27 protein-coding genes, 1 tRNA gene, 1 other RNA gene and 1 riboswitch are annotated in these 26291 nt (G+C 73.3%); of the genes, 10 read left to right on the top strand and 19 right to left on the bottom strand.

All coding sequences use genetic code 11. The features are described 5' to 3' along the window. Positions 1–40: 40 nt before the first annotated feature. The 4 genes from NHG27_RS05780 to NHG27_RS05765 form a co-directional block, all read right to left on the bottom strand. Positions 41–1285: an acyl-CoA dehydrogenase family protein gene (locus NHG27_RS05780; RefSeq protein WP_497015223.1), complete on the bottom strand. Its 1245-nt coding sequence runs from the start codon at positions 1283–1285 to the stop codon at positions 41–43. Positions 1286–1396: 111 nt separating this feature from the next. Continuing rightward, complete coding sequence (locus NHG27_RS05775) at positions 1397–1819, bottom strand: VOC family protein (protein WP_497015057.1); 423 nt, start codon at positions 1817–1819, stop codon at positions 1397–1399. Positions 1820–1959: 140 nt separating this feature from the next. Beyond that, positions 1960–2676 (bottom strand): nicotinamide riboside transporter PnuC, encoded by a 717-nt coding sequence (gene pnuC / locus NHG27_RS05770; RefSeq protein ID WP_193718408.1) that lies wholly within the window; start codon positions 2674–2676, stop codon positions 1960–1962. Positions 2677–2843: 167 nt separating this feature from the next. Then, positions 2844–2969, bottom strand: a riboswitch (FMN riboswitch). Between the two features lie 118 nt (positions 2970–3087). After that, positions 3088–3864, bottom strand: coding sequence for a TetR/AcrR family transcriptional regulator (locus tag NHG27_RS05765; protein ID WP_193718409.1), 777 nt, complete (start codon positions 3862–3864; stop codon positions 3088–3090). 157 nt (positions 3865–4021) lie between these two features. On the opposite strand from NHG27_RS05765, the gene NHG27_RS05760 reads away from it, so the two are divergent. Next, a complete protein-coding gene (locus NHG27_RS05760; RefSeq protein WP_227748033.1) occupies positions 4022–4615 on the top strand; it encodes a hypothetical protein in 594 nt (197 codons plus the stop codon). 91 nt (positions 4616–4706) lie between these two features. Here NHG27_RS05760 and NHG27_RS05755 read toward each other — a convergent pair whose 3' ends face one another. The 5 genes from NHG27_RS05755 to NHG27_RS05735 all read right to left on the bottom strand — a co-directional run bounded on the left by NHG27_RS05755 (position 4707) and on the right by NHG27_RS05735 (position 8508). Continuing rightward, the gene (locus NHG27_RS05755; protein ID WP_497015056.1) at positions 4707–5309 is read right to left on the bottom strand and encodes a hypothetical protein; all 603 of its coding nucleotides are present in this window, start codon (positions 5307–5309) and stop codon (positions 4707–4709) included. Continuing rightward, a complete protein-coding gene (locus NHG27_RS05750; protein WP_497015055.1) occupies positions 5306–5671 on the bottom strand; it encodes a barstar family protein in 366 nt (121 codons plus the stop codon). The genes NHG27_RS05755 and NHG27_RS05750 overlap by 4 nt, the downstream gene beginning before the upstream one ends. Before the next feature lie 148 nt (positions 5672–5819). Next, complete coding sequence (locus tag NHG27_RS05745; protein WP_497015054.1) at positions 5820–6464, bottom strand: DUF1684 domain-containing protein; 645 nt, start codon at positions 6462–6464, stop codon at positions 5820–5822. Positions 6465–6503: 39 nt separating this feature from the next. Next, entirely contained in the window at positions 6504–7064 is a 561-nt protein-coding gene (locus NHG27_RS05740; RefSeq protein WP_497015053.1) for a GNAT family N-acetyltransferase, read from the bottom strand. A 244-nt stretch (positions 7065–7308) separates the two neighbouring features. Beyond that, on the bottom strand, positions 7309–8508 hold the full coding sequence (locus tag NHG27_RS05735) for a class I SAM-dependent methyltransferase (RefSeq protein ID WP_497015052.1): 1200 nt from the start codon (positions 8506–8508) through the stop codon (positions 7309–7311). A gap of 109 nt (positions 8509–8617) precedes the next feature. On the opposite strand from NHG27_RS05735, the gene NHG27_RS05730 reads away from it, so the two are divergent. Further along, positions 8618–10132, top strand: a complete 1515-nt coding sequence (locus tag NHG27_RS05730; RefSeq protein WP_497015051.1) for a 3' terminal RNA ribose 2'-O-methyltransferase Hen1 — start codon at positions 8618–8620, stop codon at positions 10130–10132. Then, positions 10129–12756, top strand: a complete 2628-nt coding sequence (locus tag NHG27_RS05725; RefSeq protein WP_497015049.1) for a polynucleotide kinase-phosphatase — start codon at positions 10129–10131, stop codon at positions 12754–12756. The genes NHG27_RS05730 and NHG27_RS05725 overlap by 4 nt, the downstream gene beginning before the upstream one ends. 79 nt (positions 12757–12835) lie before the next feature. Here NHG27_RS05725 and NHG27_RS05720 read toward each other — a convergent pair whose 3' ends face one another. The 3 genes from NHG27_RS05720 to NHG27_RS05710 all read right to left on the bottom strand — a co-directional run bounded on the left by NHG27_RS05720 (position 12836) and on the right by NHG27_RS05710 (position 14520). After that, positions 12836–13105 (bottom strand): hypothetical protein, encoded by a 270-nt coding sequence (locus NHG27_RS05720; RefSeq protein WP_497015048.1) that lies wholly within the window; start codon positions 13103–13105, stop codon positions 12836–12838. Between the two features lie 192 nt (positions 13106–13297). Next, the gene (locus NHG27_RS05715; RefSeq protein ID WP_193718417.1) at positions 13298–13486 is read right to left on the bottom strand and encodes a hypothetical protein; all 189 of its coding nucleotides are present in this window, start codon (positions 13484–13486) and stop codon (positions 13298–13300) included. 146 nt (positions 13487–13632) lie between these two features. Then, the gene (locus tag NHG27_RS05710; protein WP_497015047.1) at positions 13633–14520 is read right to left on the bottom strand and encodes an LLM class flavin-dependent oxidoreductase; all 888 of its coding nucleotides are present in this window, start codon (positions 14518–14520) and stop codon (positions 13633–13635) included. 107 nt (positions 14521–14627) lie between these two features. Here NHG27_RS05710 and NHG27_RS05705 point away from each other — a divergent pair, with 107 nt between their 5' ends. The 4 genes from NHG27_RS05705 (at position 14628) to NHG27_RS05690 (ending at position 18886) form a co-directional block, all read left to right on the top strand. After that, complete coding sequence (locus NHG27_RS05705; protein ID WP_497015046.1) at positions 14628–15182, top strand: hypothetical protein; 555 nt, start codon at positions 14628–14630, stop codon at positions 15180–15182. A 64-nt stretch (positions 15183–15246) separates the two neighbouring features. Next, positions 15247–16170 carry an LLM class F420-dependent oxidoreductase gene (locus tag NHG27_RS05700; protein ID WP_193718599.1) on the top strand — a complete coding sequence of 308 codons (924 nt, stop codon included), beginning with the start codon at positions 15247–15249 and terminating at the stop codon, positions 16168–16170. Between the two features lie 189 nt (positions 16171–16359). Further along, on the top strand, positions 16360–17721 hold the full coding sequence (locus NHG27_RS05695; RefSeq protein ID WP_193718420.1) for a uracil-xanthine permease family protein: 1362 nt from the start codon (positions 16360–16362) through the stop codon (positions 17719–17721). Between the two features lie 169 nt (positions 17722–17890). Then, positions 17891–18886: a type IV toxin-antitoxin system AbiEi family antitoxin domain-containing protein gene (locus tag NHG27_RS05690; RefSeq protein WP_497015045.1), complete on the top strand. Its 996-nt coding sequence runs from the start codon at positions 17891–17893 to the stop codon at positions 18884–18886. A 61-nt stretch (positions 18887–18947) separates the two neighbouring features. Here the strand turns inward: NHG27_RS05690 and NHG27_RS05685 are convergent, their stop codons facing one another. From NHG27_RS05685 to NHG27_RS05660, 6 genes are all read right to left on the bottom strand, one after another. Continuing rightward, positions 18948–19556, bottom strand: a complete 609-nt coding sequence (locus tag NHG27_RS05685) for a GNAT family N-acetyltransferase (protein WP_497015044.1) — start codon at positions 19554–19556, stop codon at positions 18948–18950. Between the two features lie 74 nt (positions 19557–19630). Then, positions 19631–20299 carry a LytR C-terminal domain-containing protein gene (locus tag NHG27_RS05680; protein WP_193718423.1) on the bottom strand — a complete coding sequence of 223 codons (669 nt, stop codon included), beginning with the start codon at positions 20297–20299 and terminating at the stop codon, positions 19631–19633. Positions 20300–20308: 9 nt separating this feature from the next. After that, positions 20309–20620: a type II toxin-antitoxin system VapB family antitoxin gene (locus NHG27_RS05675; protein ID WP_193718424.1), complete on the bottom strand. Its 312-nt coding sequence runs from the start codon at positions 20618–20620 to the stop codon at positions 20309–20311. Positions 20621–20771: 151 nt separating this feature from the next. Continuing rightward, entirely contained in the window at positions 20772–22442 is a 1671-nt protein-coding gene (locus NHG27_RS05670; RefSeq protein WP_497015043.1) for an ABC transporter permease, read from the bottom strand. Then, on the bottom strand, positions 22439–23395 hold the full coding sequence (locus NHG27_RS05665) for an ABC transporter ATP-binding protein (protein WP_497015042.1): 957 nt from the start codon (positions 23393–23395) through the stop codon (positions 22439–22441). The genes NHG27_RS05670 and NHG27_RS05665 overlap by 4 nt, the downstream gene beginning before the upstream one ends. Positions 23396–23522: 127 nt before the next feature. Then, positions 23523–24242: a TetR/AcrR family transcriptional regulator gene (locus tag NHG27_RS05660; RefSeq protein ID WP_497015040.1), complete on the bottom strand. Its 720-nt coding sequence runs from the start codon at positions 24240–24242 to the stop codon at positions 23523–23525. 185 nt (positions 24243–24427) lie between these two features. On the opposite strand from NHG27_RS05660, the gene NHG27_RS05655 reads away from it, so the two are divergent. Both NHG27_RS05655 and NHG27_RS05650 read left to right on the top strand, forming a co-directional pair. Beyond that, on the top strand, positions 24428–24616 hold the full coding sequence (locus tag NHG27_RS05655; protein WP_193718428.1) for a PspC domain-containing protein: 189 nt from the start codon (positions 24428–24430) through the stop codon (positions 24614–24616). 103 nt (positions 24617–24719) lie between these two features. Continuing rightward, on the top strand, positions 24720–25256 hold the full coding sequence (locus NHG27_RS05650) for a hypothetical protein (RefSeq protein ID WP_497015039.1): 537 nt from the start codon (positions 24720–24722) through the stop codon (positions 25254–25256). Between the two features lie 60 nt (positions 25257–25316). On the opposite strand, the gene NHG27_RS05645 is transcribed toward NHG27_RS05650, so the two are convergent. Continuing rightward, positions 25317–25402, bottom strand: a tRNA-Ser gene (locus NHG27_RS05645). 218 nt (positions 25403–25620) lie between these two features. Between NHG27_RS05645 and ffs the strand changes: the two genes are divergently transcribed. Further along, positions 25621–25717, top strand: an RNA gene (gene ffs / locus NHG27_RS05640) — signal recognition particle sRNA small type. Positions 25718–26291 lie beyond the last annotated feature (574 nt).

Genomic DNA, 26291 nt, shown 5'->3' with positions numbered 1-26291 from the left:
GTGCGGCGCTCCCGGTACGGGGGAGCGCCGCCGGTGGGGGCTACACGAACGCCGAGACGCCCGTGATGTCGCGGCCCACGATGAGGGCCTGGACGCTCTCCGTGCCCTCGTAGGTGTGCAGGGCCTCGACGTCCGCGAAGTGCCGTGCGACGCGGTTGGCGAGCAGGATCCCGTTGCCGCCGAGCATGTCGCGCGCGCTCGCCGCGATCTCGCGGGCGCCGCGCGTGCAGGTGTACTTGGCGATCGAGGCCTGCGGGCCGGAGAGCTGCCCGGCCTCGTCGAGGCGCGTCATCTGCGCGACGAGGAGCTGCATCTGGGTCAGGGTCGAGAGCATGCGGGTCAGGCGCTCCTGGACCATCTGGTTGGCCGCGAGGGGGCGGCCGAACTGGACGCGCTGCTTGGCGTAGGCGACGGCCGTCTCGTAGCACGCGGTCGCGTGCCCGACGGCGGACCATGCCACCCCGAGGCGCGTCGCCTGGAGTACGCGCGCGGTGTCCTTGAACGACCGGCCGCCCGGGAGCATGGCCGAGGCGGGGACGAACACGTCGGTCAGGACGATGTGGGCCTGCCAGATCGCGCGGAGCGAGACCTTGCCCTCGATGGTCGTGGCTGCGTAGCCCGGGGTGTCCTGGGGCACGAGGAACCCGTGCACCTGGTTGTCGCCGTCCTCGCCGACCAGCCGCGCCCACAGCACCGTGATGTCGCCGCAGGAGCCGAACCCGATCCACTTCTTCTCGCCGTCGATCACGAATCCCTCGACGCCGTCGCGGGTCTCGCGGCGGGCCGTGGTCTCGAGCGAGACCGAGTCCGAGCCGTGCGTGGGCTCGGTCAGGGCGAACGCGCCGAGCTTCTCGCCGCGCGCGAGCGGGCCGAGCCACTGCGCCTTCTGCTCGTCCGAGCCGAGGAGCTGGATCGAGCGCAGCGCGAGACCGCCCTGCACGCCGCAGATCGTGGCGACCGAGCCGTCGCCGCGGGACATCTCCATCTCGGCGAGGCCGGCGCCCATGAGGCTGATCCGGGGAGAGCCGGGGACGTCGACGCCGTCGCGCAGGAAGTCGAGCTCGCCCATGCGCTTGGCCAGGCCGAACGGGACCTCGGCGCGCTCCCAGTACCCGTCGATCACGGGCAGGACCTCGTCCTGGACGAACGTGCGGACCCGCTGCTGCAGCTCGCGGTCGGCGGGGGTCGCGTCCGAGAACGCGCCGGCGTAGTCGATGTCGAGCGGCTGCGAGAGGTCGTAGTCCGGCTCGGTCACGTTGCGGCGGACGGGGTTCTCGGTCGTCATGGGGATGCTCCCGGTGTCGGGCCGGACGTCGGTGTCGGGCGATGCCCCCATGGTGGTTGATATTCCGTCTCAGGTCAAGAGACGGCGTATCAATCCGGGTTCGTGGGCGGCTCAGCCCTGCGCCGCCGCGATGTTCACGAGCCAGCTCACACCGAACCGGTCGTCGCACATGCCGAACGCGTCTCCCCAGGGAGCGACCTCGAGCGGCACGGTCACGGTCCCGCCCGCGGACAGCTTGTCCCAGTAGCCGCGGAGCTCGGCGTCGTCGGCCTGGTCGCCGCTGAGCGAGATCGCGATGCCGCCGCCGGGCGTGTACTCCATCGAGCTCGGGGTGTCGGCGGCCATGAGCACCAGGCCGTTGGGAGCCTCGAGCTGGGAGTGCATGACCTTGTCGGCGTCGGCCGGGTCCTCGGCCGCCTGGAAGTCGGCGAACGTGCTGATCGTCACCTCGCCCCCGAACACGTCGCGGTAGAACTCGATCGCCGCCCGGGCGTCGTCGCGGAAGTTCAGGTAGGGGTTGAGTCGTGTCGTCATGGTCGCCGTCTCCGTCGCATCGTCGCGTCGTCCCGTGCCGACGGGGGATCGGCCGGGACCGGGCCAGAAGTGGTGCGCCCCGCGCGAGCAGGGCGCACCTTCGAGTATCCGCCCGGACCGCCCGGGCGCAAGGGGTGGCGTCAGGCCCGGGGGGACGGGGCGGACGCAGGGGACCCGGCGAGACGCAGGGCCGCCGAGCGTCGGTCGATGCGCCACCACACGAAGAACCCGACGAGGGTGAACGCCCCGTAGAACACGTACATGAACGCGGAGGCGTAGAAGCCCGCGTCGACCAGCAGGGGCACGCCCACGATGTCGACCGCGACCCAGATCAGCCAGAACTCGACCCACCCCTTGGCCATGCCGTACGTCGCGAGCAGCGAGCCCATGAAGATCCACGCGTCGGCCCACACGGGCTCGTACGACTCCAGCATCCGGAAGATCGGGGTGAGGACCGCCGTCCCCCCCACGAGCGCGACCACGAGGAACGCCCGCTGGCGCCACGACGCCCAGCGGGGCTCGACCGCCACGCCGTGGCTGTCCGCGTCCGCCGTGCCGAGCCGCGTCCGGGTGCGCCGCCACTGCACCCACCCGTACACCGACACGACGACGAACATGACCTGGCGACCGGCCTGGCCGAGGAGGTTGACGGGGTTGGGCGTCGCGAACACGGCGCCCAGGAAGACCGTGAGGAGCAGCAGGTTCCCGACGATCCCCACGGGCCACGCCCAGATCTTGCGGCGCATCCCCCCGAGCGCGGAGGCCAGCCCGAACCCGTTGCCGACGATCTCACGCCACAGCAGGTGCTGGTCGCCGATCGTGAGCTGCGCGTCGAAGAGCGCGTGGATCAGGTCCATCAGTGTCTTACCTCGTCGTCCCGGGCACGTCGGCTCCGGGGTGAGGGCGGGCGGCGGGGTCGGTGCCCGTCCCCGGGCGCCCGACGGCGTCGCTCACCACGGCGAGGCCGTCCCGGTGGGCTCAGGGCTCGACGACTCGTCGTGCCCCGGCCGGGTACGGCCGCGCCGCACGTGCTTCCTCCCATCCGGACTTTCACCGTCGGTCCTGGAGTTCCACCAGGTCAACCGCGCGTGGGCGCGGGTCGCGGACTGTCACCGCCGGCTCGGAATTGCACCGACCCCGGAGCACGTTCGTGCGTACTGCTTGCTGTCTCCTGCAACCGCCGATGCTACCGGTGCATTCCCGGGCAGCCTCGTCGTCGTGATGGGTGCGCCACCCGGTTGCGGCACGACCGGCGAGCCGCAGCGAGGTCACGCACCCAACGCGTCGCGCACGGCGCGCGCCACCTCGTCGGGGTCGGGGTCGCCGTCGAGCACGGTCACGACGACGCGACGGGCGGGTGCGCCGCCTGCCGTGACGCCCGGCCCGTCCGCGCGTGAGGGTGAGCCGGGCGCGGCGGGGGGCTCCGTCGTCGGGCCGGCGGGGTTGCGGGCCGCGCGGCGCAGGTCCGCGAACGCCTCCTCGAGCTCGGGGCGCAGGTCCTGGTCGGGGTCGCGCAGCCAGCGCCGCAGGATCGCGTTGTGCACCGCGACGACCGACGCCGCGAACGCGACCGACGCAGTCGAGTTCCGGGTGTCGGTGGGCAGGGTGTCGCGCAGGTAGGACGTGAACGCGCGCTCGTACCGGTGCGTGGTCACGAGCTCGCGGTCGCGCAGCGCGGGCACGTCCTGCAGGAGCCGGTGCCGCGCGACCGACGTCTCGCGCTGGCCCACGTGGTGGTCGAACACGAGCCGGGCCGCCTTGCACACCTCGACGTACGGGTCGACGTTCTCCAGCTCCTCGGGCGTCACACCGCGTGCCGCCGGCCGGGACTCGCCGAGCAGGACCACGACCGCGTCGAGCAGCAGCTCGTGGTCCGCGAAGACCACGTCCTCCTTGGAGCGGAAGCGGCGGAAGAAGGTGGCTCGGCTGATCTGGGCGGCGTCCGCGATGTCCTCGACGGTCGTCTGCTCGTACCCCTTCCGGGTGAACAGCTCGATCGCCGCGTCCACCGCCTGCGCATGCGTGTTGCTTCGTGCGGCACTCATGGACGGGACGCTACACCGAGCACGCCGGGGGACGCGTGCACCACGGGACGGTGGGCGGCGGGTGGCCGTCTGCCGGTCGTCGCGCGCACGGCCCGACGGCGTCGCTACAGTGACGAGACAAACGGCGGCAGGCCGACGCGACCGGGAGGCGACGCGCATGACGGACGGCGACGAGGCCGGGACGGAAGCTCCGGACGAGGGACGGGGCTCGGACGCCGACGGGTCGGCGGGCTCGTGGAGGAGCGTCGACCACCACGCCCAGCGCGACGCCCTGAGCGACCGGTTCGCACGCGGCGGGCCGGCGGACTTCCTCTACGGGGCCGTGGTGTCCGGGTTCATGCTCGCGGTGTCGAGCACGCACGACGCGTCGGGAGACTTCGTGATCCTCGCGGTCGCGGGCGTGCTCGTCGGGTACTGGGCCGCGCACGTGTACGTGTCGGCGATCGGTGGCCGCTTCCGGGACTCCGACCACACCATCACCGAGCGGCTGAGGCTCGCGACGTCCGAAGAGGTGTGGGTGCTGATCGGCGGGGTGCCGGCGCTCGCGGTCTTCCTCGTGGGGAGGGTGCTCGGGCTGGGGGTCACCGACTCCGCGCTGATCGCGCTGTGGTTCACCGTGCTGATGCTGGGCGTCGTGGGGCACCTGGCGGCGCACCGGGCGGGCGTGCGGGGCTGGGCGCTGACCGCGGAGACCGTGGTCGCGGGGGCGTTCGGGCTGGTCATCATCGGGCTGAAGACACTGCTGCACTGAGCTGCACTGAGCTGCACTGAGCTGCACTGAGCTGCACCGAGCGGCGGTCGGCGAGGTAGACCTCCCGAGGGTCTACCTCGCGCGCACGGGTCTACCTCGGCGGGTGGTAGGCCGTCTGCTCCTCGACCGGTGCGCGGCGGAAGTCTCCCGCACCGTTGACGACCTGACCTCGGCGCAGCGTGATGCCCGCGGCACGCCCGGCACCCTTGAGGAGCGCACCGCGCGAGGCGACGTCGGGCGAGTCGCCCGGCTGACCGCCCTCGAGGATGCAGGCGCGGGCCTCGACCGGTCCGAGGACCTGGCAGCCGTCACCGTAGGTGCCGGGGCCGATGATCAGGGCCATGCGGTACCGGCCGTCGGTACCGAGGTGCAGGTCCTCGCCGTCGGTCACGAGGGTGCAGCCCCCCGGGCCGAGCGTCGTGCGGGCCCCGACCCGGACCGAGGCGCCGTTCGTCGCGCTGATCCGGGTGCCGGGGTGGAGCACGGCGCCCTCGTCGACGGTCACGCGCGACATGCCGTCGCACTCCACGACGACCGTCGGGTGGAGCACGACCCCGGAAGCGAAGCGGGCTCGCACCGAGGCCCACACGGCGTCCGGGGCGGGGACGACGACCCCGCTGGCGACGAGGGCGTCGACCCCGGCGCGGTCGAGGAAGGGAACGGGGTGCTGAGGGTCGTCCGGTGCGCTGGTCACGCCGAGGACCGTTCCACACGGTCGTCTCTCTGCAGGAGCAACGCCATCGTGGCCCCACTCTCGGCCGCGCCGCGCGCCTGGCTGACAAGGATGTCCATCAGTGCGGGAGCAAGGCCAGGCAGTGCCGCGGCGAAGCGGTCGAACCCGAGGAACGCCAGCGCCAGGCCCGCGGCCGTCGGCTGCCAGCCGTACGCCCGTGCGACAACGTCTGACAGGCAGTCGTTCAGTGCATCAAGATTCCGGCCGTAGTAGGCGGGAAAGTCCAACGCCACTGCGATATCGCGATGCATTTCCGCGCCCGTCGACCAGGAACCGGCATCCAGAACGACGACCTGAAAACCGCGGGTAGCGAGCTCATCCACAGCCCCACGGAGTTCCGAGCGTCGAGAGAACACCGTCACAGGGGGACTGGTGAAGGGTTCACGAGCATGACCTGCCGATGGGAACTCTCCAGACGAGGTCCTTCGCACCCACGACATGCTACGCAACTGGCGTCCTGGCAGACACGCCCTAGCCCTTGGCCCGCACCAGCTCACCGCACGTGAGCTCGACCGCGAGCGTGTTCCCGGGCGGGGCGAGCGGGCACGCCCACGCCGGGTCGTACGCGCACGACGGGTTGTACGCGAAGTTGAGGTCGACGACCAGGGGGGCGTCGCCGTCGGGCAGGAGGGACGGGCCGGACCCCAGGTCCGCGCCCTTGATCGTGTCCAGCAGGTACCGTCCACCGCCGTACGTCGCGGGCGAGCGGTCCTTGACCGGCACGAACAGCCCGCCCCCGTAGGAGCGCAGCGCCCACACGTCGAGCGCCCCCAGCCCGGGGAGGTCGAGTCGCCCGACGCGCTCGAACGGCACGACGCCGTCGGTGCCCGTGGGGACGTCGAGGCGTGCGGCGTCCGGCGTGCCACGCGCAGGGTCGGGCACGAGCGGCACCTCGAAGCGCAGCGACGCGTCGTACGGGCCGACGGGAACCCCGGTGAACGTGGCCCGGTCCTCGGGCAGGACCGGCGACGCCGGGTGCTCGGCCAGGAGGTCGTCGCGCGACGCGACCCAGTACTCGTGCGCGGCCGCGGGGTCCTCGACGGCCACGTCGCGGACGTGCGCGTACAGGTGCTGGACGCGGCGGCGCCAGTCGACGACGTGCAGCTCGGAGATCATCTGGCCAGGGTGCCAGGCGGGAGGCCCACCGGCACCCTCTCAGGCGCGGGGGCCCGGCGGGGTCGAGGTGCCCGCCACGTCGTGGTGGACCGCTAGCGTCAGGTCGCGCACGTAGGTCTGCGAGTCGCGTCGCAGCAGCGGGTGCTCGACCGGATCCCCCCACAGGACCCAGCCGTCCCGCTCGTAGAGGCTGACCGCCCCGGCGTTGTCCGTCAGGACGTGAAGCACGGCGCGGGAGTAGCCCTGCCCGGCGAGCAGCTCGGTGACGTGCTCGAGCAGCCGACGGCCGAGACCCGAACCCTGGGCGCGCGGATCGACCGCGAGCAGGCCGAGCACCGGGGCCTCGGGTGGGTCGCTCTCGATGCCGCTGCCCGGCCGCGTCGCCAGGGCGAAGCCGATGACGCCACCCGCGCTGTCCGTCGCGACCGTCCACGCGACGCGCCGGTCGAACTTCCCTCGGGCGCGAGCAGCGACGCCCTCGACATGGCGTCCGTCGCGCGCGGCGCTCGCCTCGACCCACACCCCCACGCACTGCTCGAGGTCGTCCTGGCGCCCAGGACGTAGTTCGACGAGGTCGGGCGCTGGGGTCGACGGGATCACGGAGCCGAACCTACCGGAGCCCGAGCAGGCAGCCGCCGCCACGTTGCCGAAGACTCTCTCCAGGCGAGCCCCGGGTAGTGCCTCCGGGGGGTGCGGCCTCGCCACAGCCCGGGTGTCGTCGGCTCGTCCGGCGCCGGACGGGGCTTCCTGGCCATCGTCGTCTCCCCCCGGGCCCCGGGGTGAGGCCGCGCGCACAGCACAGGGTGCGCGCGCTTCGCGCCGAGCCCCTGACCGGCAGGGACGCTCAGTGGTGCAGCCGGTAGAACCGGAAGACGCTGAACCCGTCGATCGGCAGGACCTCGACGCGGCTGAACCCGGCGTCGAGCGCGTACCGCTCGAGCGTCGCGGGCCGCATGACCGTGCCCGTGCCCGCCGACGGCGGCGACGACAGCCCGTCGGGCAGGCAGATGAACTGGCTGTAGCCGTACATGAGCCGCTCGACGTCGTCGCCCGGCGCGGCGAACTCCTCGGCGACGGCCTCGTCCATGACGACCACGGCGCCGTCGGGCAGGACGGCCCGGCGGATCGCCGACAGGACCTCGACCGGGCGCGGCAGGTCGTGCGTGCACTCGAACGCGAAGGCTGCGTCGAGCGGGACTCCCGTCGGCAGGGTCGCGGCGTCGGCGACGTGGAACGTCGTGCGGTCCGCGACACCCGCGGCCAGCGCGTTCGCACGCGCCATCTCGACCGAGGGCCCGTCGAGGTCGTACCCCTCGAAACGGGCCCCCGGGTAGGCGCGCGCGAGGGCGACCGTCGACCACCCCGCCCCGCAGCCCACGTCCGCGACGCGCGCGGTGGGCCTCGACAGGATCGCGTGCAGGTCCGGGACCTGCCCGAGCGCGCCCGCGAGCCCGTGCTCGAACCACGGCCGGTTGAGGTCCGCCTGCGCCTCGCGCGCGTCCGGCCCGAGCCGGCCCCACGACACCCCGCCGCCGTCGCGGTACGCGTCGAGCAGCTCGTCGAACGACCGCCCCACGGCCGCGAAGAGCCGGGGCAGCGGCCCCAGGTACGCGAGGCTGTGCTCGTCGGTCAGGACCTCGGCCGGCCCAGGGGGCAGGGCGTAGCGGCGAGTCGTCCCGTCGGCGCCACGCCCGCCCGACGACGCCGCCTCACCCTGCGCGGAGACGTCCGGGGCGGGCGGTGCACCGGCGGGCGGCGGGGTCCCGGGAACGACGTCCAGGATGCCCGCGACGGCCTGCCCCTCGAGCCACTCGCGCACGTACCGCTCGTGGGTGCCCGTCCTCGCGGCGAGCTCGGCCGAGGTCGCGGGCCCCTCGTCGGCGAGCGACCGGTACCAGCCCAACCGGTCGCCGACGTACACCCCGAAGACCTCGATCAGTCCCAGCGCGGACGCGAGCAGGCGCTCGGCGAACTCGTCGGCGCCGGGCCCCGGGACACCGCCGGGCCCCGGGGCGCCGCCCGGCGGCTGTGCTGAGGTGGACATGGCCGCTCCGTCCCTCGTGGTCCGTGCCGGTCGTCCGCCCGGTCGTGGCCGACGCGCGCACCGACCCGACCAGCGTAAATCGGTTGCACCCCGTGGGACCATGCACAGCATGCTGGTCACCCTCACGACGACCGCCGGTGCACCGGCCGGTTCCGTCGAGCACGGAGCCCCTCTGACGGACGCGACCGACCTCGGGTACCTGCTGCACAAGCACCCCGCCCGGGCCCAGTCGTTCGACCTGCCCGTCGGCACCGCGCACGTCTTCTACCCCCAGGCCGACGCGGCCCGCTGCACGGTCGCGCTGCTCCTCGAGGTCGATCCCGTGGGGATCGTGCGCAACAAGCGGTTCGGCGGGCGCGACGCGTTCTCCCTGGCCCAGTACGTCAACGACAGCCCCTACGCCGCGTCCTCGATGCTCGCGGTCGCGCTCGGCGCGGTGTTCCGCACCGCGATGACCGGTCGCTGCGACGCTCGCCAGGCGCTCGCGGACGGCCCGGTCCCGCTCGAGATCCACGTCCCCGCGCTGCCCTGCCGCGGAGGCGCACGGCTCGCCGAGCACCTGTTCGAGCCCTTGGGCTGGACCGTCGACGCGACGCCCGAGCCGCTCGACCCGACCGTGCCCGAGTGGGGCGACTCGCGCTACGTCGACCTGCGCCTGACGGGGACCGTGCGGCTCGCCGATGCCCTGCGCCACCTGTACGTCCTGCTGCCCGTGCTCGACGACGCCAAGCACTACTGGGTCACGGGCGACGAGGTCGACAAGCTGCTGCGCGCGGGCGAGGGGTGGCTCGCCGCGCACCCCGAGCGGGACCAGATCATGCGCCGCTACCTCGCGCACCAGCGCCGCTACGTCGAGGACGCCACGGATCGTCTCGTGACGCTCGACGGCGGGGCAGCGCCCGAGGACGGCACCGCCGAGGACGGCGTCCGCCCCGACGAGGCCCCCGCTGCGGGCGACGTCCCCGCCCCGGGCAGCGACGCCGTCGGGACCACGGCGCCCACGCTCGCCCGGCAGCGCGCGGAGGCCGTGATCGCGGCCCTGCACGAGGTCGGGGCGCGCAGCGTCGTCGACCTCGGGTGCGGCGAGGGCGCCCTGCTGCGCCTGCTCGCCGCCGACCGCCGCTTCCCGCGGCTGCTCGGCACCGACGTCGCCGTGCGAGAGCTCGAGAAGGCCGCGACGCGCCTGCGCCTCGAGGACGCGAGCGACGCCGAGCGTGAGCGCGTGCGGCTCGTGCAGTCGTCGCTCACGTACCGCGACGAGCGGATCGCGGGCTTCGACGCCGCGGTGCTCATGGAGGTGATCGAGCACGTCGACCCGCCGCGCCTGGGCGCGCTCGAACGCGTCGTGTTCGCCGAGGCGCGACCGGGGACCGTCGTCGTGACGACGCCCAACGTCGAGTACAACGCGCTGTACCCGGGCCTGGAGGAGCGCGGGCACCGGCACGCAGACCACCGCTTCGAGTGGACGCGCGCCGAGCTCCAGGCGTGGGCCGACGGCGTCGCGCACCGCCACGGGTACGCGGTCACGTTCCGGGACGTCGGGCCGCAGGACGTGGGGCCGCGCGCGCTGGGCGCACCGACGCAGATGGCGCTGTTCACCCGACCGACGGAGGCAAGGGCATGACCGAGCAGCACGTGACCGGCGCGGAACCGCGCGTCCTGAGCGTCCCGGAGCTCTCGCTCGTGGTGCTCGTCGGGGTGTCCGGGTCCGGGAAGTCGACGTTCGCGCGCGAGCGGTTCCGGCCCTTCGAGGCCGTGTCCTCGGACTTCTGCCGCGGCCTCGTCTCCGGGGACGTCAACGACCAGTCGGCCACTGCCGCTGCGTTCGAGGTCCTCGAGACGATCGTGAGCAAGCGCCTGGAGGCAGGGCGCCTGACGGTCGTCGACGCGACCAACGTCCAGCCCGCGGCGCGCAGGAACCTCGTCGCGCTCGCACGGGCGCACGACGTCCTGCCCGTCGCGATCGTGCTCGACGTGCCCGAGTCCGTCGCGATCGAGCGCAACCGCTCCCGCCCGGACCGCGACGTCGGCGACCATGTCGTGGGGCGTCAGCGCCAGGCCCTGCGCGCCTCCCTCAAGTCCCTGAACCGTGAGGGGTTCCGCAAGGTCCACGTGCTGCGCGGCGTCGACGAGATCGCGCACGCCACGATCTCCCGCGAGCCCCTGCTGAACGACCTGCGCGACCAGACCGGGCCGTTCGACGCGATCGGCGACGTGCACGGCTGCCGCGCCGAGCTCGAGGCACTGCTGACCGAGCTCGGCTACGTGATCGAGCGGGACGAGGCCGGCCGCCCGGTCGACGCCGCCCACCCCGAGGGCCGCCGCGCGATCTTCCTGGGCGACCTCGTCGACCGCGGCCCCGACTCCCCGGGCGTCCTGCGTCTCGTCATGGGCATGGTCCGGGCGGGGCACGCGCTCGCGGTCCCCGGCAACCACGAGCACAAGCTCGTGCGCGCTCTCTCGGGGCGCAACGTCACGGTCAGCCACGGCCTGGAGACGACGCTCGCGCAGCTCGCCGAGGAGCCCGAGGAGTTCCGCCAGGACGTCGAGACGTTCTGCCGCGAGCTGGTCTCGCACCTCGTGCTCGACGGCGGGCGGCTCGTGGTCGCGCACGCGGGGCTCAAGGAGTCGTACCACGGGCGTGCGTCGGGCCGGGTGCGCAGCTTCGCGCTCTACGGCGACACCACGGGCGAGACCGACGAGTTCGGGCTGCCCGTGCGCTACCCGTGGGCGAACGAGTACCGCGGCCAGGCCGTGGTGCTCTACGGGCACACCCCGACACCCGAGGCCGAGTGGGTCAACAACACGATGTGCCTCGACACGGGCGTCGTGTTCGGCGGGAAGCTGTCGGCGCTGCGCTACCCGGAGAAGGAGCTCGTCGCGGTGCCCGCGGCCGAGGTCTACTACGAGCCCGCGCGGCCGTTCCTGCCGGACCCCGGTGCCGGCGCAGAGGGCGCCGGAGGGGCGCTCCCGCAGCGCGATCCCGACGTGCTCGACGTGACCGACGTGCTCGGACGGCGCTCGGTCGTCACGGGCACGCGCGGACGCATCACGATCCCCGAGGAGAACGCGGCGGGAGCGCTGGAGGTCATGAGCCGCTTCGCGGTCGACCCGCGCGCGCTGCTGTACCTGCCGCCGACCATGAGCCCGGTCGCGACGTCGGGGCGTCCCGGCTACCTCGAACGCCCCGAGGACGCGTTCGCGGCGTACGCGAGCGACGCCGTCGGGCAGGTCGTGTGCGAGGAGAAGCACATGGGGTCGCGGGCCGTGGTGCTGGTGTGCCGCGAGGCGTACGGAGCCCCGGCCCGGCGCTTCGGCGTCGACGTCCAGCCGGGCGGGCGCGGGGTCGCGCACACGCGCACGGGTCGCCCGCTCTTCTCCGGCCCGACGGCGGCAGCTCTGCTCGAGCGCGTCGCGAAGGCCCTCGACGGGGCCGGGGTGTGGGACGAGCTGGGAGCCGACTGGGTCCTGCTCGACGCCGAGATCCTGCCCTGGTCGGCCAAGGCCGACCAGCTCATCCGTGACCAGTACGCGAGCGTCGGGGCGGCGGCCCGGGCCGTCATGCCGCCCGCGCTCGCGGCGCTCGACGCGGCCGTGGCGCGTGGCGTCGACGTCGGGGACCTGCGGGCGCGCACGGCCTCGCGCGCCGAGGACACCGCGAGGTACACGCAGGCGTACCGGCGCTACCGCTGGCCCGTCGACGGTCTCGACGGTGTGCAGCTCGCCCCGTTCCAGGTGCTCGCGAGCGGGCCCGACGAACCCGGCGGGCAGACCTACGCGACCCGGGACCACCTGTGGCACCTGGGGATCGCCGACCGCCTGGTCGAGGCCGACCCGGTGCTCTTCCGGCCCACGCGCCGCCTCGTGGTCGACCTCGCCGACGACGCCTCGCGCACGCAGGGCGTCCACTGGTGGGAGGAGATGACCGAGGCCGGGGGCGAGGGCATGGTCGTCAAGCCGCTCGCGAACCTCGTGCGGGGCCCCAAGGGTCTGGTCCAGCCGGGCCTCAAGGTCCGTGGGCGCGAGTACCTGCGGATCATCTACGGTCCCGAGTACACCCAGGAGCACCACCTGGACAGGCTGCGGGTCCGCTCGCTCGGGCGCAAGCAGTCGCTCGCGCTGCGCGAGTACGCGCTGGGTCTCGAAGCCGTGGAGCGGGTCGTGGCGGGCGAGCCGCCGTGGCGCGTCCACGAGGCCGTGTTCGCGGTCCTGGCCCTCGAGTCGGAGCCGGTCGACCCGCGGCTCTGACAGCAGCAGGACGAGGGGGCCCGGTGGGCGCCCTCGTCCTGGTGGGTACGGCCGGTGCGGCCGGGTTCCTGGCGGGCTCTCAGCCGAGGGTCGCGAACGAGCTCAGCGCGAGGGCGGAGAACAGGGCGATCGCCACGAGGACCGAGCCGGCGACGAGCCAGCCGTTGGCCCGCTCGGTCGGGTCGCTCGACGCGCTGGGGCGACGGGACTCCGGGGCGGGAGCGACGTCGTCGGGCGTGGACGTGGGGGAGGAGCCCGCGGGACGGGACGTGCGTGCGCGGCGTGCCGTCGAGTCGTGGCCGCGGAGTGCGACGCGGACCGGCGTCGAGGTCGTGACCTGTGCGGTCATGGCTTCCTCCCCAGGAAAAGTTGGCCGCCCTCGCTGTCGCGGGGCGTGGCACCAGTCTCTTCGGGGCGGGGGTGCGGGCACATCGGCCCTCCGAACCATCCTGCGCGACCGCTCCGTCCTCCCGGAGGATGACGGCCGCCCGTCGGATGGGGGACATCCCTTCCGGGACGCCCCTGAGAGGGGAGGGACGGGCTAGCGCGGGGCGTTGCGCTGGTGGTCGATGCGCTGCAGGTAGCGGATCTCGCGGAAGCCTACCGCCACCGCGACGAGCAGCGGGAACCACGCCCACGTACGCCCGCGGAGCAGCGAGAAGAGGCTCACGAGCCCGACGACGCCGCACCCGAGCACGGTCAGCAGGCTCGCCCAGCGGATGCTCTTCATGCGGTCGTCCTCGGTTCGCTCGTGCGGTCGGCCGGTCCTCGGCCGATCACGTCGTCCCCGGTCGAGGCCGACCGGGTCCTGAACAGTGTCCATCACGCGGCGCGCCGGTCCCAGGAGGCGGCCGACCTGCGGTCGGTGCGGGCTGCTCAGCCGAGCTGCGCGAGCCCCTCGGTCGCGATCCTCTCGAACGTCGCCTGGTCGGCCGCGAACTGCGAGTCCGCGATGGGCCAGTGCAGGGCGATCTCCGTGATGCCCTGGTCGCGGTAGGCCGCCGCGGTCTCGACGAACGCGTCGACCGAGGCGAGCGGGCGGTCGGGCGTGAAACCCGTCAGGAGGATGCGCTCGACCGTGGCCGGGTCGCGGCCCGCGTCGGCGCACGTCGCCTCGAGCCGCGCGATCTGCGCCCCGACCCCCGCGCGGGACGCGGCCGGCGTGCCGTCCACGCCGACGGCGGCGTCACCCGTCGTGACCCACGCCTGCCCGTAACGGGCCGTGAGCCGCAGCCCGCGCGGCCCGGTCGCGGCGATCGCGAACGGGATGCGCGGCTCCTGGACCGGGCCGGGGATCGTCCGGGCCTCGTGCGCGCGGTAGTGCCCCTCGTCGTGCGTGACGACGGGCTCGGTCAGGAGACGGTCGAGCAGTGCCGTGAAGTCGCGCAACCTGTCCGCGCGCTCGCGCGCCGACCAGCCCTCGCCGCCCAGGACGGTCGCGTCGAAGCCGGTCGTCCCGGCGCCCAGCCCGAGCGTGATGCGTCCGCCCGACACGTCGTCGAGCGTCATGAGGTCCTTGGCGAGGGTCACGGGCTCGCGGAAGTTCGGGGACGTGACGAGCGTGCCCAGCCGCATCCGCCCGGTCACGGTCGCCGCGGCCGTGAGCGTGGGCAGCGCCCCGAACCAGGGGCCGTCGCGGAAGTTGCGCCACGACAGGTGGTCGTACGTGTAGGCCGCGTGGAACCCCAGGTCCTCGGCGCGCCGCCAGACGTCGCGCCCCTCGGACCAGCGGTAGATCGGCAGGATCACGGTGCTCAGTCGCATGGGCCGACCCTACGGTGCCGTGGGCGGCTCGGCCCGGCTCGAACCGTGCCGCCGACGTGTGATGTGCTGGTGGCAGTCCCACTCGTGCACCACCGGAGGTCTTCCCCTTGGCAGTCGTCGTCAACGTGTCCCACCGCTACCCGCGCACGGGGTCGCGCGCCGAGCAGCTCGCTGTCGTCCGCGGCGACTGGCCCGTGCCCGAGGTCGACACCCCGGAGGCCTTCGCGGACTCCGACGACGCGCAGGAGCTCCTCGACGCCGCGGACGTCCTGATCGCGGCGGCGGGCAACGAGGTCGTCGACGTCCAGCGCATCACGGGGCTCCAGGTCGACGAGGGTGGGCACGTGCGCTTCGAGACCGTCGACGAACCCGTCCTCGTCGGGATGATCGGGCAGCGCCTGCGCCCCGGGGCCGCGTGGGAGCCGGGCGAGAGCTGGCCCGTCAAGCTCGCCGACGCCACGGGGGACGTCCGGGAGTACCTCGACCTCGCGGGCGGGGCGGCCGCGGAGCGCACCGGTGAGCCTGCGGGTGAGACCGCCGGAGGCCCGGGGGACGCGGTCGAGCTCGGCGGGTTCCGCCTCGCCCTGGGCGCCGACGGGAACCTCGTGGTGACGCCACCGGCGGGTCGCTCCGTGACCGTGCTCGCAGCGCACGAGGGGTGAGCCAGGGCGGGCGGGAGCGCGACCACAGCACCCTCGCCGACGTGGCAGGGTGGAGGCCATGACGATCGACCTCCGCATCTTCACCGAGCCCCAGCAGGGCGCCACCTACGACGACATCCTCGCGGTCGCGCGTGCGACCGAGGAGCTCGGCTTCGACGCGTTCTTCCGCTCCGACCACTACCTCGTCATGGGGGACGGTGACGGCCTGCCCGGCCCGACCGACGCCTGGACCACCCTCGCCGGGCTGGCCCGCGAGACGAGCCGCATCCGGCTGGGCACGCTCGTGTCGTCGGCCACGTTCCGCCACCCGGGCGTCCTCGCGATCCAGGTCGCGCAGGTCGACCAGATGTCGGGCGGTCGCGTCGAGCTCGGTCTGGGGGCGGGCTGGTTCCCGCAGGAGCACTCGGCGTACGGCATCCCGTTCCCCGCCAAGCGGTTCGGGATGCTCGAGGAGCAGCTCGCGGTCATCACGGGCCTGTGGGAGACGCCCGTGGGAGCGACGTTCGACTTCGCGGGAGAGCACTACACGCTCACGGACTCCCCGGCGCTGCCCAAGCCCGTGCAGTCTCGCGTCCCGGTCATCGTGGGCGGGCACGGACCGCGCCGCACCCCGGCGCTCGCGGCACGCTACGCGACCGAGTTCAACGTCGCGTTCCCCGACCCGGGCGTCCTGCCCGACCGCATCGAGAACGTCCGCGTCGTCTGCCAGGACGCGGGCCGCGACCCCGACGACCTCGTTTACTCGGCGGCCTTCGTGGTGTGCGTGGGCAAGGACGAGGCCGAGTTCCGTCGTCGCGCCGAGGCGATCGGCCGCGACCCCGAGGAGCTGCGCACCAACGGCATCGCAGGCACGCCCGCCGAGGCCGCGGACAAGCTCGCGGCCGCGAGCGAGCAGGGCGCGACGCGCTTCTACCTGCAGGTCCTGGACCTCGCGGACCTCGACCACCTCGAGCTGGTCGCGCGCGAGGTGCGGCCGCAGCTGAGCTGAGCCCACCCCCCCTGCCCGACGGCGGAGCGCACCTTCCTGGCGACGGCGCGCTCCGCCGTCGGGCGTCCGGGGCGGGCGGGGACTCTGGGACGGCGCTGTCCACGCCCTACCGGTCGGTAACGGGTGACCCGAGGGCGGCAGTACCCTTCCCTTCGGCACTTCACCAGAACTTCACGAACGGAGCCCCCCATGGCAGCACTCGGCTGGAAGATCCACGGAGACGGGAAGCGTGTCGAACCCGGCGCCGTGGTCAGCACCGACGAACGCCTGAGCTGGCCGCGCACGATCGGGATCGGCATGCAGCACGTCGTCGCGATGTTCGGCGCGACGTTCCTCGTCCCGCTCCTGACGGGCTTCTCGCCCGCGACGACGCTGTTCTTCTCCGCGATCGGGACCATCGGGTTCCTGCTCATCACGCGCAACCGGCTCCCCAGCTATCTCGGGTCGAGCTTCGCGTTCATCGCCCCCATCACCGCCGCGACGGCCTCCGGGGGGCAGTCGGTCGCCGTCGGCGGGATCCTCGTCACGGGCCTGGTGCTCGCGCTCATCGGTGTCGTCGTGCACTTCGCGGGACCGCGCTGGATCGACCTGACCATGCCGCCCATCGTGACCGGCACCATCGTCGCGCTCATCGGCCTCAACCTGGCGCCCGCGGCCTGGGGCACCTGCCAGCAGTCCGTCGTCGACGGCGAGATCGTGGCCACGTGCGACGCCGGGTTCCGTGCGGCGCCCGTCACGGCGACCATCACGCTCGTCGCGATCATCCTCATCACGGTCCTCTTCAAGGGCATCGTCGGGCGTCTCGCGATCCTGCTCGGCGTGATCGTCGGCTACGTCGCCGCCTGGGTCCAGGGCGAGGTCGACTTCACCCCGGTGCGCGAGGCGTCCTGGTTCGGCTTCCCGGAGTTCGTCACGCCCACGTTCGACATCGCCGTGCTCGGCCTGTTCGTACCGGTCGTGCTCGTCCTGGTCGCGGAGAACGTCGGGCACGTGAAGTCCGTGTCCGCGATGACGGGCAAGAACCTCGACGACCTCACGGGCCGCGCGCTGTTCGCCGACGGCCTCGCGACCACGTTCGCGGGCGTCGGCGGCGGGTCCGGCACGACGACGTACGCCGAGAACATCGGCGTCATGGCGGCCACGCGCGTCTACTCGACCGCGGCCTACTGGGTCGCGGGCGCCACGGCCCTGCTGCTCAGCATGTCGCCCAAGTTCGGGGCGCTCATCGCGACCATCCCCGCGGGGGTCCTGGGCGGTGCGACGACGCTCCTCTACGGCATGATCGGCATCCTCGGTGCGCGCATCTGGGTGCAGAACAAGGTCGACTTCTCCGACCCGGTCAACCTGACGACGGCCGCCGTGCCGCTCATCATCGGCATCGCGAACTTCACGTGGGTCGTCGGCGACGTGACGTTCGAGGGCATCGCGCTCGGTACGGCGTCGGCCCTCGTGATCTACCACGTCATGCGGACCATCGCCCGGTGGCGCGGGACGTCGCAGGAGCCCGCGAGCCCGGCCTCGGTGCCCGGTGGCGAGGAGATCCCCGCCTGACCCTGTCGGTCCCCCCGCGCTGCCGAACCCGAGGTCGGTCGGGCAACGCGGCGCAGTTGACTGACCAACCTCGGGTTCGGCATCAGACGGCGCCCTGTGGACAACTCGCCTTGTCCCCAGGGCGCCGCTCTCGTTCCTGAGCCGAGCCTCGGATGCGGTCGGATGCCTCATGCCCCGACCCCGCCAGCTCCCGCCGACCCTCCTCGCCCTCGCCGGTCGCCAGCACGGCCTGGTCACGACCGCGCAGTGCCGCGCGGCAGGAATGAGCCGCGACCGCGTCGCGCGCGCGACGGCCACCGCCGGGTGGGCGCGCATCACGCGCGGTGTGTACGACACCGACCCCACCCCGGTCCGCTCCCGGCCCCTCGACCATCGTCGCCGCCGGTCCGCCTGGGCCGCGATGCTGGCGTTCGGGCTCCGGTCGATCTCGGTCGGAACCTGTGCGCTCGCCCTCCTCGGAGTCGCAGGCCTGCCCTCCCGACTCCAGCCGCAGGCTGCGTTGCCCGGTGGGCGGGCCGCGCTGTCCCGGGACGGGATCGAGCTGCGCATGTTCGACGACGGCATGTCGGTGCAGGTGGTGGAAGGACGCTTCGTGGCGACCCCCGAGTGGGCGCTGGCGCAGGCAGTTCCCGAGCTCGAGCGACGCCACGCGGTCGCTGTCATGGACTCGGCGCTGCACCAGGGACTCGTGACGCCGCAGGAGCTCGACCGTGCCCACGACAAGGCGAGAGGGCGCCGCGGGGTGGCACGGACCCACGCGTGGTGGGACATGGCGGACGGACGCGCGGAGTCACCGCTCGAGACCTTCGCCAGGCTCGACTGCGCCGACGGCGGGGTACCTCCGGACCGGCTCCAGGTCGTCCTGCGGGACGATGCCGGCAGGATCGTCGCGCGTGGGGACCTCGGGTGGTCGTTGGGCGCCGGCCGGTGGCTGATCGCCGAGATGGACGGTGCGGAGTTCCACGACACCCCGGAGGCGGTCTTCGCCGACAGGTCGCGGCAGAACCTGCTGGTGGCGAGCGGTCGGGTCGTGGTGCTGCGGTTCACGGCCCGTGACGTGGCAGCGCCGGGGACGATCGCGCGAGAGGTCCGAGCCGCGCTGCGGGCTCTGCGGACGCAGGTGCCGAACCCGAGGTCGGTCAGGGCGCCCGGGGAGGTTGTCTGACCAACCTCGGGTTCGTCAACCGGGCACCCCGGCACCCGGGCTCACAGCATCGGGGCTGGAGCTAGAGCTTGAGCCCCAGCACGTAGCCGATCTCCGTGGGGACCCGCACGAAACCGAGGTGCTCGTAGAACCCGATCGCGGACGTGTTGGTCTCGGAGACACCCAGGTGGACCCCCTGGACGCCGCGCTCACGGAGCGCGTCGAACAGGAGCCCGAGCAGGCGCCGCCCGTTGCCGCCGCCCTGCGCCGCGGGCAGCAGGTCCACGTGGAGATGGGCGGGGAAGAGGTCGAGCACCTCCGGGTCCGCGGTCGGCGGAGCGTGCAGGAGCCGCACCAGGCCTGCGTCGGCAGCCTCCGGGGGGAACGCGTCCAGCGGGTAGCGGGCACGCAGGGCCGGCCACCAGTCGCGCTCGCACCGCTCCTCGAACTCACGGGTGTCCGCGGTCCCGACGACGTACCCGACCGCTCCCGTGCCGTCGTCGGCCACGAAGGCGAGACCCGGCTCGAACGCCAGGTACGCGCCGAGGTAGATCTCGCCCAGCAGCCGTGGGTCGCTGAACGTCGCCGACGCGTCACCGCCGTCGGCGCCCGTCCGCAGGCAGATGTCGTAGAGACGGTCGACCTCGGTGGGGTCGGTCGTGCGCGCAGGGCGGAGAGGGAGCAAGGCCATACCGGGCCCTTTCGGAGAGGGAGCGACGAGTCGTGGTCGAGAGAAGGCTAGGGCGAGAAGCGCCGGACGGTTCCCTAGCCCTCCGCGGGCGCCTCCTCGACCGGCACCGGAGCGACGTAGGCAGCCTTGGGCGTGATGGTCTCGATGGCCACGCACCCCGCGGGACTCGTGAGCGGCACCGCCGGGTCGATCTGCACGAGCTCCTCGTCGACGAGGTTCACGAAGTTCTCCCCGAGCACCAGGTCGACGGTGGCGTCGGCCCGGTCGTCGAGCACCAGGACCGCGTCGTCGTAGTGGGCCGCGAGCGTGTAGGCCTGGGCGATACCGGTCGCGCCGAACGAGATCTGCGTGCTGGCCTGCTCCTGGTTCTTCCCGGCAGCGTCCTTGAGGTCGCCGACCGAGGCGATCGTGAAGCCCCGCTTCTCCAGGATCTGCTTGTTCGCGGCGGCGAGCCCTCCCTTGCCGGAAGCGTTCAGGACACGGACCTGCACCTCCCCGTAGGGGATCGGCAGTGCGCCCTCCTGCAGGCACGGAGCCTTCACGCCGGCGAGCGCGTCCTCCACCTTGGGCGTGCTGAACGTCCGGTCGAACGGCGGCTCGACGGCGCCCGTGTAGACGGCGAGCGCACCGATCCCCGTGACGGCCAGGAACGCGACGAGGAGGCCGAAGACCACGGCCTGACGTTCGTGCACGCGGCGCCGTCTGGCGGTGCGGGAGGGATCGGGGCCGGGCTGCGTGGTCACGCGAGCAACCTACCCGACCGCCGGGGCATTGAGCATGAGCACGCGGGCATGCAGGATGGCACGCTGCTGCAGGGCTGCGCGGACTGCGCGGTGCAGACCGTCCTCGAGGTAGAGCACCCCCTGGTACTCCACGACGTGCGCGAAGAGGTCACCATAGAACGTCGAGTCCTCCGAGAGCAGGTTGTCGAGGTTCAAGGTCCGCTTGGTCGTGACGAGCTCGTCGAGCCTGACCTGACGGGGTGGCACGCTCGACCAGTCCTTGGGCGTGACCAACCCGTGGTCGGGGTACGGGCGCCCGGCACCGACGGCCTTGAAGATCATGCGGGCCAGTCTAGGGCGAGGTCCTGGTGCGGCGCTGCGGATCCTGCCGACCGCCCCACTCCTCCACGCCTCCCGCACATCCAGCCCGGTCCGCCGCCGCGCTGACGGGCCCACCGCCGGGCCAGGCGTCAGCGCGGACCGTGCCGGATCGTCACGCCCCGCCCACGTCCCGCCGTCGGAACCCGACGGCGGCGACGCCGACGAGCACGACGGCGATCGCGGTCAGGGCGAGGACGGGGCCGGCCGAGAAGGGGACGAGGGGCACCTGCGGCACGTGGGTGAACGGCGACAGGTCGCGGACCGGCTGCGGCAGACCGAACAGCTCACCGAGCTGTCCGACGACGAGCACGAGCGTCACGATCCCCCAGCCGAGGGCCACGAGCCGGGGCCACCACCCGTACAGCACGAGCACGAGGCCTGCGACGACCAGGGCAGCCGGGACCTGCACGAGCCCGGCACCGACCGCGTCCGAGAACGCTACGCCCCACCCGCCCGACACCAGGGCGTGCCCGAGGCCCATCATGAGCCCGGCCCACAGCGGGACGGCGACGACGCCGACGACGAGCAGCACGACCGAGGCCGCCAGGTAGCGCGTCCGGGAGACGCCGGTCGCGAGCACGATCTCGGCCCGGCCCGAGGTCTCCTCGGCGTGCAGCCTGGAGACGAGCGTCACGGCGAACGCTGCCGCGGCGATCCCGACGAAGCCCATGATCGCGACCTGGAACACCTGGGCCAGCGCCCCGGCCCCGCCGAGCTGCGCGATGACCTGCTGCATCTGGGGCGAGGAACCCGCGATGTCGTCGACCGAGTCCAGCAGGAAGCCGACGAGCAGGCAGTACGCGCCGACTCCCAGGGTCCACGACACGACCCCGGGGAGCTGGAGCCGGGTCGCGAGCGCGACCGGGCTCGTGAGCGAGGTCGATCCGGCGGGGCCGGGCCGCGGCTGGACGAGGCCCGCCCCGAGGTCGCGCCCGAGCGAGAGCCGGGCCGCGACCACGACGCACACGCCGAGCAGCGCGACGCACAGCAGCGCAGGCCCCCACGCGTTCGCGCCGAACGGGTCGATCTCCTGGACCCACCCGACGGGCGAGACCCAGCGCAGCCAGTCGGCGGACGGCTCGACGTCGGCGACCCCGCGCAGCGCATACCCCGCGACGAGCAGCAGGACGCCGATCGTGTTGGCGGTCCGCGAGGACGTCGCGACCTGCGCGCACACGGCCCCGATCCCGGTCGCGGCCAGGCCCAGCGCCGCGAACTGGAGGCCGAACGCGAGCGACGAGGCGCCGTCGGCTCCCTGGGCCACGTACATGGCCGCCATGAGAGCGCCTGTGAGCACGGACATCCCGCTCGCGACGAGGATCCCCGTCGCGAGCGGGGCGAGCGACCCGACGCGGGCGGCGCGCACGAGCTCGAGCCGCCCGGTCTCCTCCTCCTTGCGCGTGTGACGCACCACGGTGAGCACCGCGAGCACGCCCAGCACGAGGATCATGAAGAGGCCCACGCGCCACGCGGCGGTCGAGGCGACCGACCCGGTGTGCTCGAGCGGGCCGAGCAGCGCCAGGAAGGCGCTGTTGGTCCCCATGCTCGCGGCGAGCTCGTCGCGCTCGGCCTGCGTCCCGTAGACGGTCGCGACCGACGAGTACGTGACCGCGACCATGAGCAGCACCACGGCCACGTACACGGGCAGGACGACGCGGTCGCGCCGCAGCGCGAGCCGCACGAGCGCCCCGGTGCCCGCGAACGCCCTGCGCAGCGACAGGGGAGGGGCGTCCGTGCGGCGGGGGGCAGCAGCGGCCGGGCCGACGGAGTCGATCGCAGTCATCGCAGCGCCTCGCCGTCGAGCAGGGCGAGCTCGTCGCCGTACTGCCGCAGGAACAGCTCCTCGAGCGAGGGCGGCTCGATCGTCAGGCCGTGAGGTTCCAGGTCGGCGAGCGCGCGCGTGACCCGGGGCAGGGCGTCGTCGTCGACGTGGAACCTCACGTGCGAGCCGTCGACGACGAGGTCGTGGACCCCGGCCAGGTCTGCCAGCGCGTCCGTCGCGCCGGGCGTGCCCGCAGCGACGTCCCCCACGGTCACGACGACCTTGGAGCGCGTGAGGTGCCGCAGCTCGCGCAGCGTCCCGGACTGCACGGCCCGGCCGCTGCGGATGATCGTGACGGTGTCGCACAGCGCCTCGACCTCGGCCAGGATGTGGCTCGACAGCAGGACCGACGTGCCGCGCGCGGTCGCCTCGCGCACGCAGTCCTGGAAGACGGCCTCCATGATCGGGTCGAGGCCAGACGTCGGCTCGTCGAGAACGAGGAGCTCGGCGTCGGCGCTGAGCGCTGCGACCAGCGCGACCTTCTGGCGGTTGCCCTTGGAGTAGGTCCCGGTCTTCTTGGTCGGGTCGAGCTCGAACCGCTCGAGCATGCGGGCCTTGCGGCGCTCGTCGACGGCCGCGCCGCGCAGGCGCAGCAGCAGGTCGATCGTCTCGCCGCCCGAGAGCTGGGGCCACAGCGTGACGTCGCCCGGGACGTAGGCGAGGCGTCGGTGCAGGGGGACGGCGTCGCGGAACGGGTCGCCGCCCAGCAAGGTCGCGGTGCCCGAGTCGGGGCGCAGCAGCCCGAGCAGGACGCGGATGGCGGTCGACTTGCCAGCGCCGTTGGGCCCCAGGAAGCCTGCGACCTCCCCGGCGCGGACCGTCAGGTCCAGGCCGTCGAGCGCTCGGGTCGTGCCGAAGGACTTGTGCAGGTCGCGGATCTCGACCGCCGGTGCGGGGTGTCCTGAGGTGCTCATGGTTCCTCGTCGGGTGAGGGAGGGGTGGGGCCTGCGGGGAGGGGAGCGGCGTCGTCGGGCGGGGGAGTGCCGTGCCCGACGGCGCCGCTCGGCCCCGGTGTGCGGGCGGAGGGCTCGTCGTCCCGGGCTACGAGGCGGTCGCGGCGGTGTGGTCGCCGGACTGCTCGCCGGGCGGCGGCTCCGCGTACCGCAGGTAGGCGTCGAGGAGCGTGCGGTCGGTGAGGAAGCCTTCTGTGAACAGCTCGATCGCGGGCAGGCCCATGCGGTCGACGTACCCGCGGACGATCCCGCCGGTGTCGCCCGGTTCGGTGGGCGGGTGGAGCGTGAGGTCGAGGAGGACGGTGCCGAGGGACTGCGTCACGAGGTACCGGGCGCGCGCCGCCTCGTCGAGCGAGGGCTTGATGGTCCCGGTGGCGACCCCGTCCGCGATGTAGGCCTCGGCGTCGTCGACCATGTGGGCCACGAAGGACCGGGCGAGGTCGCCTCCCTCCTGGAGGCTGCGCAGCACGTAGCCGAGCACGGGGCCGTACTCCTCGACCGACGAGAGCTGCGCGAGGACGTCCAGGGGGCTGCCCCGGTTGCCGTGCTCGTCGCCCAGGACGTTGCGCTTGTTCTCGCGGACGAGGACGAGGACGTGCTCGTCGCACGCGCGGCGGAGCCCTTCCTTGGACCCGAAGTGGTGGATGACGAGCCCCGGGCTGACCCCGGCGTCGGCCGCGATGGTGCGGACCGGGACCCGGAAGCCCTCGGACGCGAAGCGGAGCAGGGCGGCGTCGCGGATGCGCGCCCGCCCGGTGAGGTCCGGGGCGTCCGGGACCTGCTCGTCGACCGGCGATGCTGAACGCATGTTCAACACGCTAAACACTTGTTCAGCCCACCACAAGAGGGCTGGGCGTCAAGGAGGCGTCACGGACCGATGACCCGGGGCCGACGCGAGGACGACAACCGCCCTGGGGTAGGCGGGGGCGGTTCAGGGGCGGACCAGGGATGTCCCCGATGTGCGCGGACCGGGCCCCGGCGTACCGTCGAAACATGAGCCACATCCTCGCCAGACCGCGCCGCGGCGCCGTGATCGCCGGCGTCTGCGCCGGCCTCGCCCGACGCTTCGACGTCAGCCCGACCCTCGTCCGCGTCATCGCGGTCGCGTCCTGCATCCTGCCCGGACCGCAGATCCTGGCCTACGTCGTGCTGTGGATCATGCTGCCCCGCGACCCGGAGTGAGCCACCCGGGCTGCGGGGACCGGGCCCGTCAGCCGAGGCTTTTGTCCCTCACAGTCCGGCATGACACCATCCGGAGGTGCGCGCCCCCCTCACTCGACTCACCGTGCTCCCTCTCTGCCTCGGCCTCGCGGTCACGACGCTCGCGGGATGCGCGGAACCGGCCCGGCCCCTGGCGACCGCGGAGCTGACCCCGGGGGCTGCGGCCCCCGTGACCCCGCTCCCCGCGTTCGACGCGTCGACGCCCACCGGTGCCCTGATGCTGGCCGCGGCGGACGAGCTCGCCCCGACGGTCCTCCCGGCGGGGTTCCACTTCGTCGAGACCGTCGTCATCGACCGTTCGGAGTCCACGAGCTCGATCTACGTCCAGGGCGAGCCGGGGGAGCAGGGGCCCGGGCTGTACGTCCATGCGGTGCACGCGGGCGTCGAGGTGGCCCACCTCGGTGACGACTGGACGCCCGAGGCGGTCCCCGAGCTCTCGGGCACGATGCCGGTGACCGTGGTCTCGGACCCCGAGGGCCAGGAGCGTTCGGTCGTCTCGATCGACGCGTCCCCGGCCGGTGTGGTGCGGCTCATCGGCGACGGCGTCCCGCGCGACGAGCTGATCGCGATGGCGGGACGTCTGCTCGCCTCGGTCGGCTGAGCCGGACCGCACCGGGAACGACGAAGGGTCCGCAGCGCAGGCTGCGGACCCTTCGGTCTGCGGAGGATGGGGGATTCGAACCCCCGAGGGCTTTTAACCCAACACGCTTTCCAAGCGTGCGCCATAGGCCACTAGGCGAATCCTCCGTGCTGCAGCGTCGACCCACGTGGGGCGTCAGGCAGCGTGTCGAGAATACCGGACGCGGGGCCCGCGACCGAATCGGCCCGCTGTGCCGCCGCGCGGCTTGCCCCGTGGAGCGCTGCGGCGCGGGTCGCGGCGCTCACCGTCCGAGGCCGACCGGCCTGCGGCGGGGGCCGGTGGTCGGCCGGTTTTCGACGACGGCCCGTCCTGGGCTAGGCTGGGTCCAGACCCCTCGTGCGGCGCTAACTCACTGAACTCCCCCAGGGCCGGAAGGCAGCAAGGGCAGGTGGGCTCTGGTGGGTGCACGGGGGGTCCTTGCATGCCCGGGGGGATTCCTGGGGCCGCTCCGTCGCGGCCGACGGGCCCGCGGTCGAGTCGTCCGCGCAGAACGGCCCGACGGCGACGCTCACCTGTGCTCCCGGCCCCGGCGGCCTGACGCGCTCCGCAGCCAGAATGTGGCTTGCGTCATAGTTGTCATCCGCAGAATGCGGGCAAAATGGCCCAGACCGCCCAGGAGTGCCCACGATGCGGTCGAAATTCCGTCCAACATCTGGATTATCGACCGACGTGGTGGTTTTGAGGCGCCGAGCGTGCGCATCATGGAGCCATGACCCGCCCCACGAGCACCGAGCTCACGACGCACCGCGCAGCCACCTGCTGCCGAATGTCGTGTCGCTCCGTCCTGCGTGGCGCCGGTCGAATGTGCTGTCAGCTCTGACCTGACCCCAGCACCGCACCGCCCGCCTCGCGAGCGCAGCCCGGAGACGACCGGAGCCCGCGCCGCAGCGCCCGCCTCATCCCTTCCTGAACCACCGACCACCGGTGACGTGTCCTCGTGACGCGCGCTCCGTCGTCGGGCAGGAGGACGTTCCACCTCCCACCCCGTCACCACCG

The organism is Oerskovia sp. 140933 (assembly GCF_059651515.1).
This window is presented reverse-complemented; position numbering and strand designations above follow the sequence as displayed.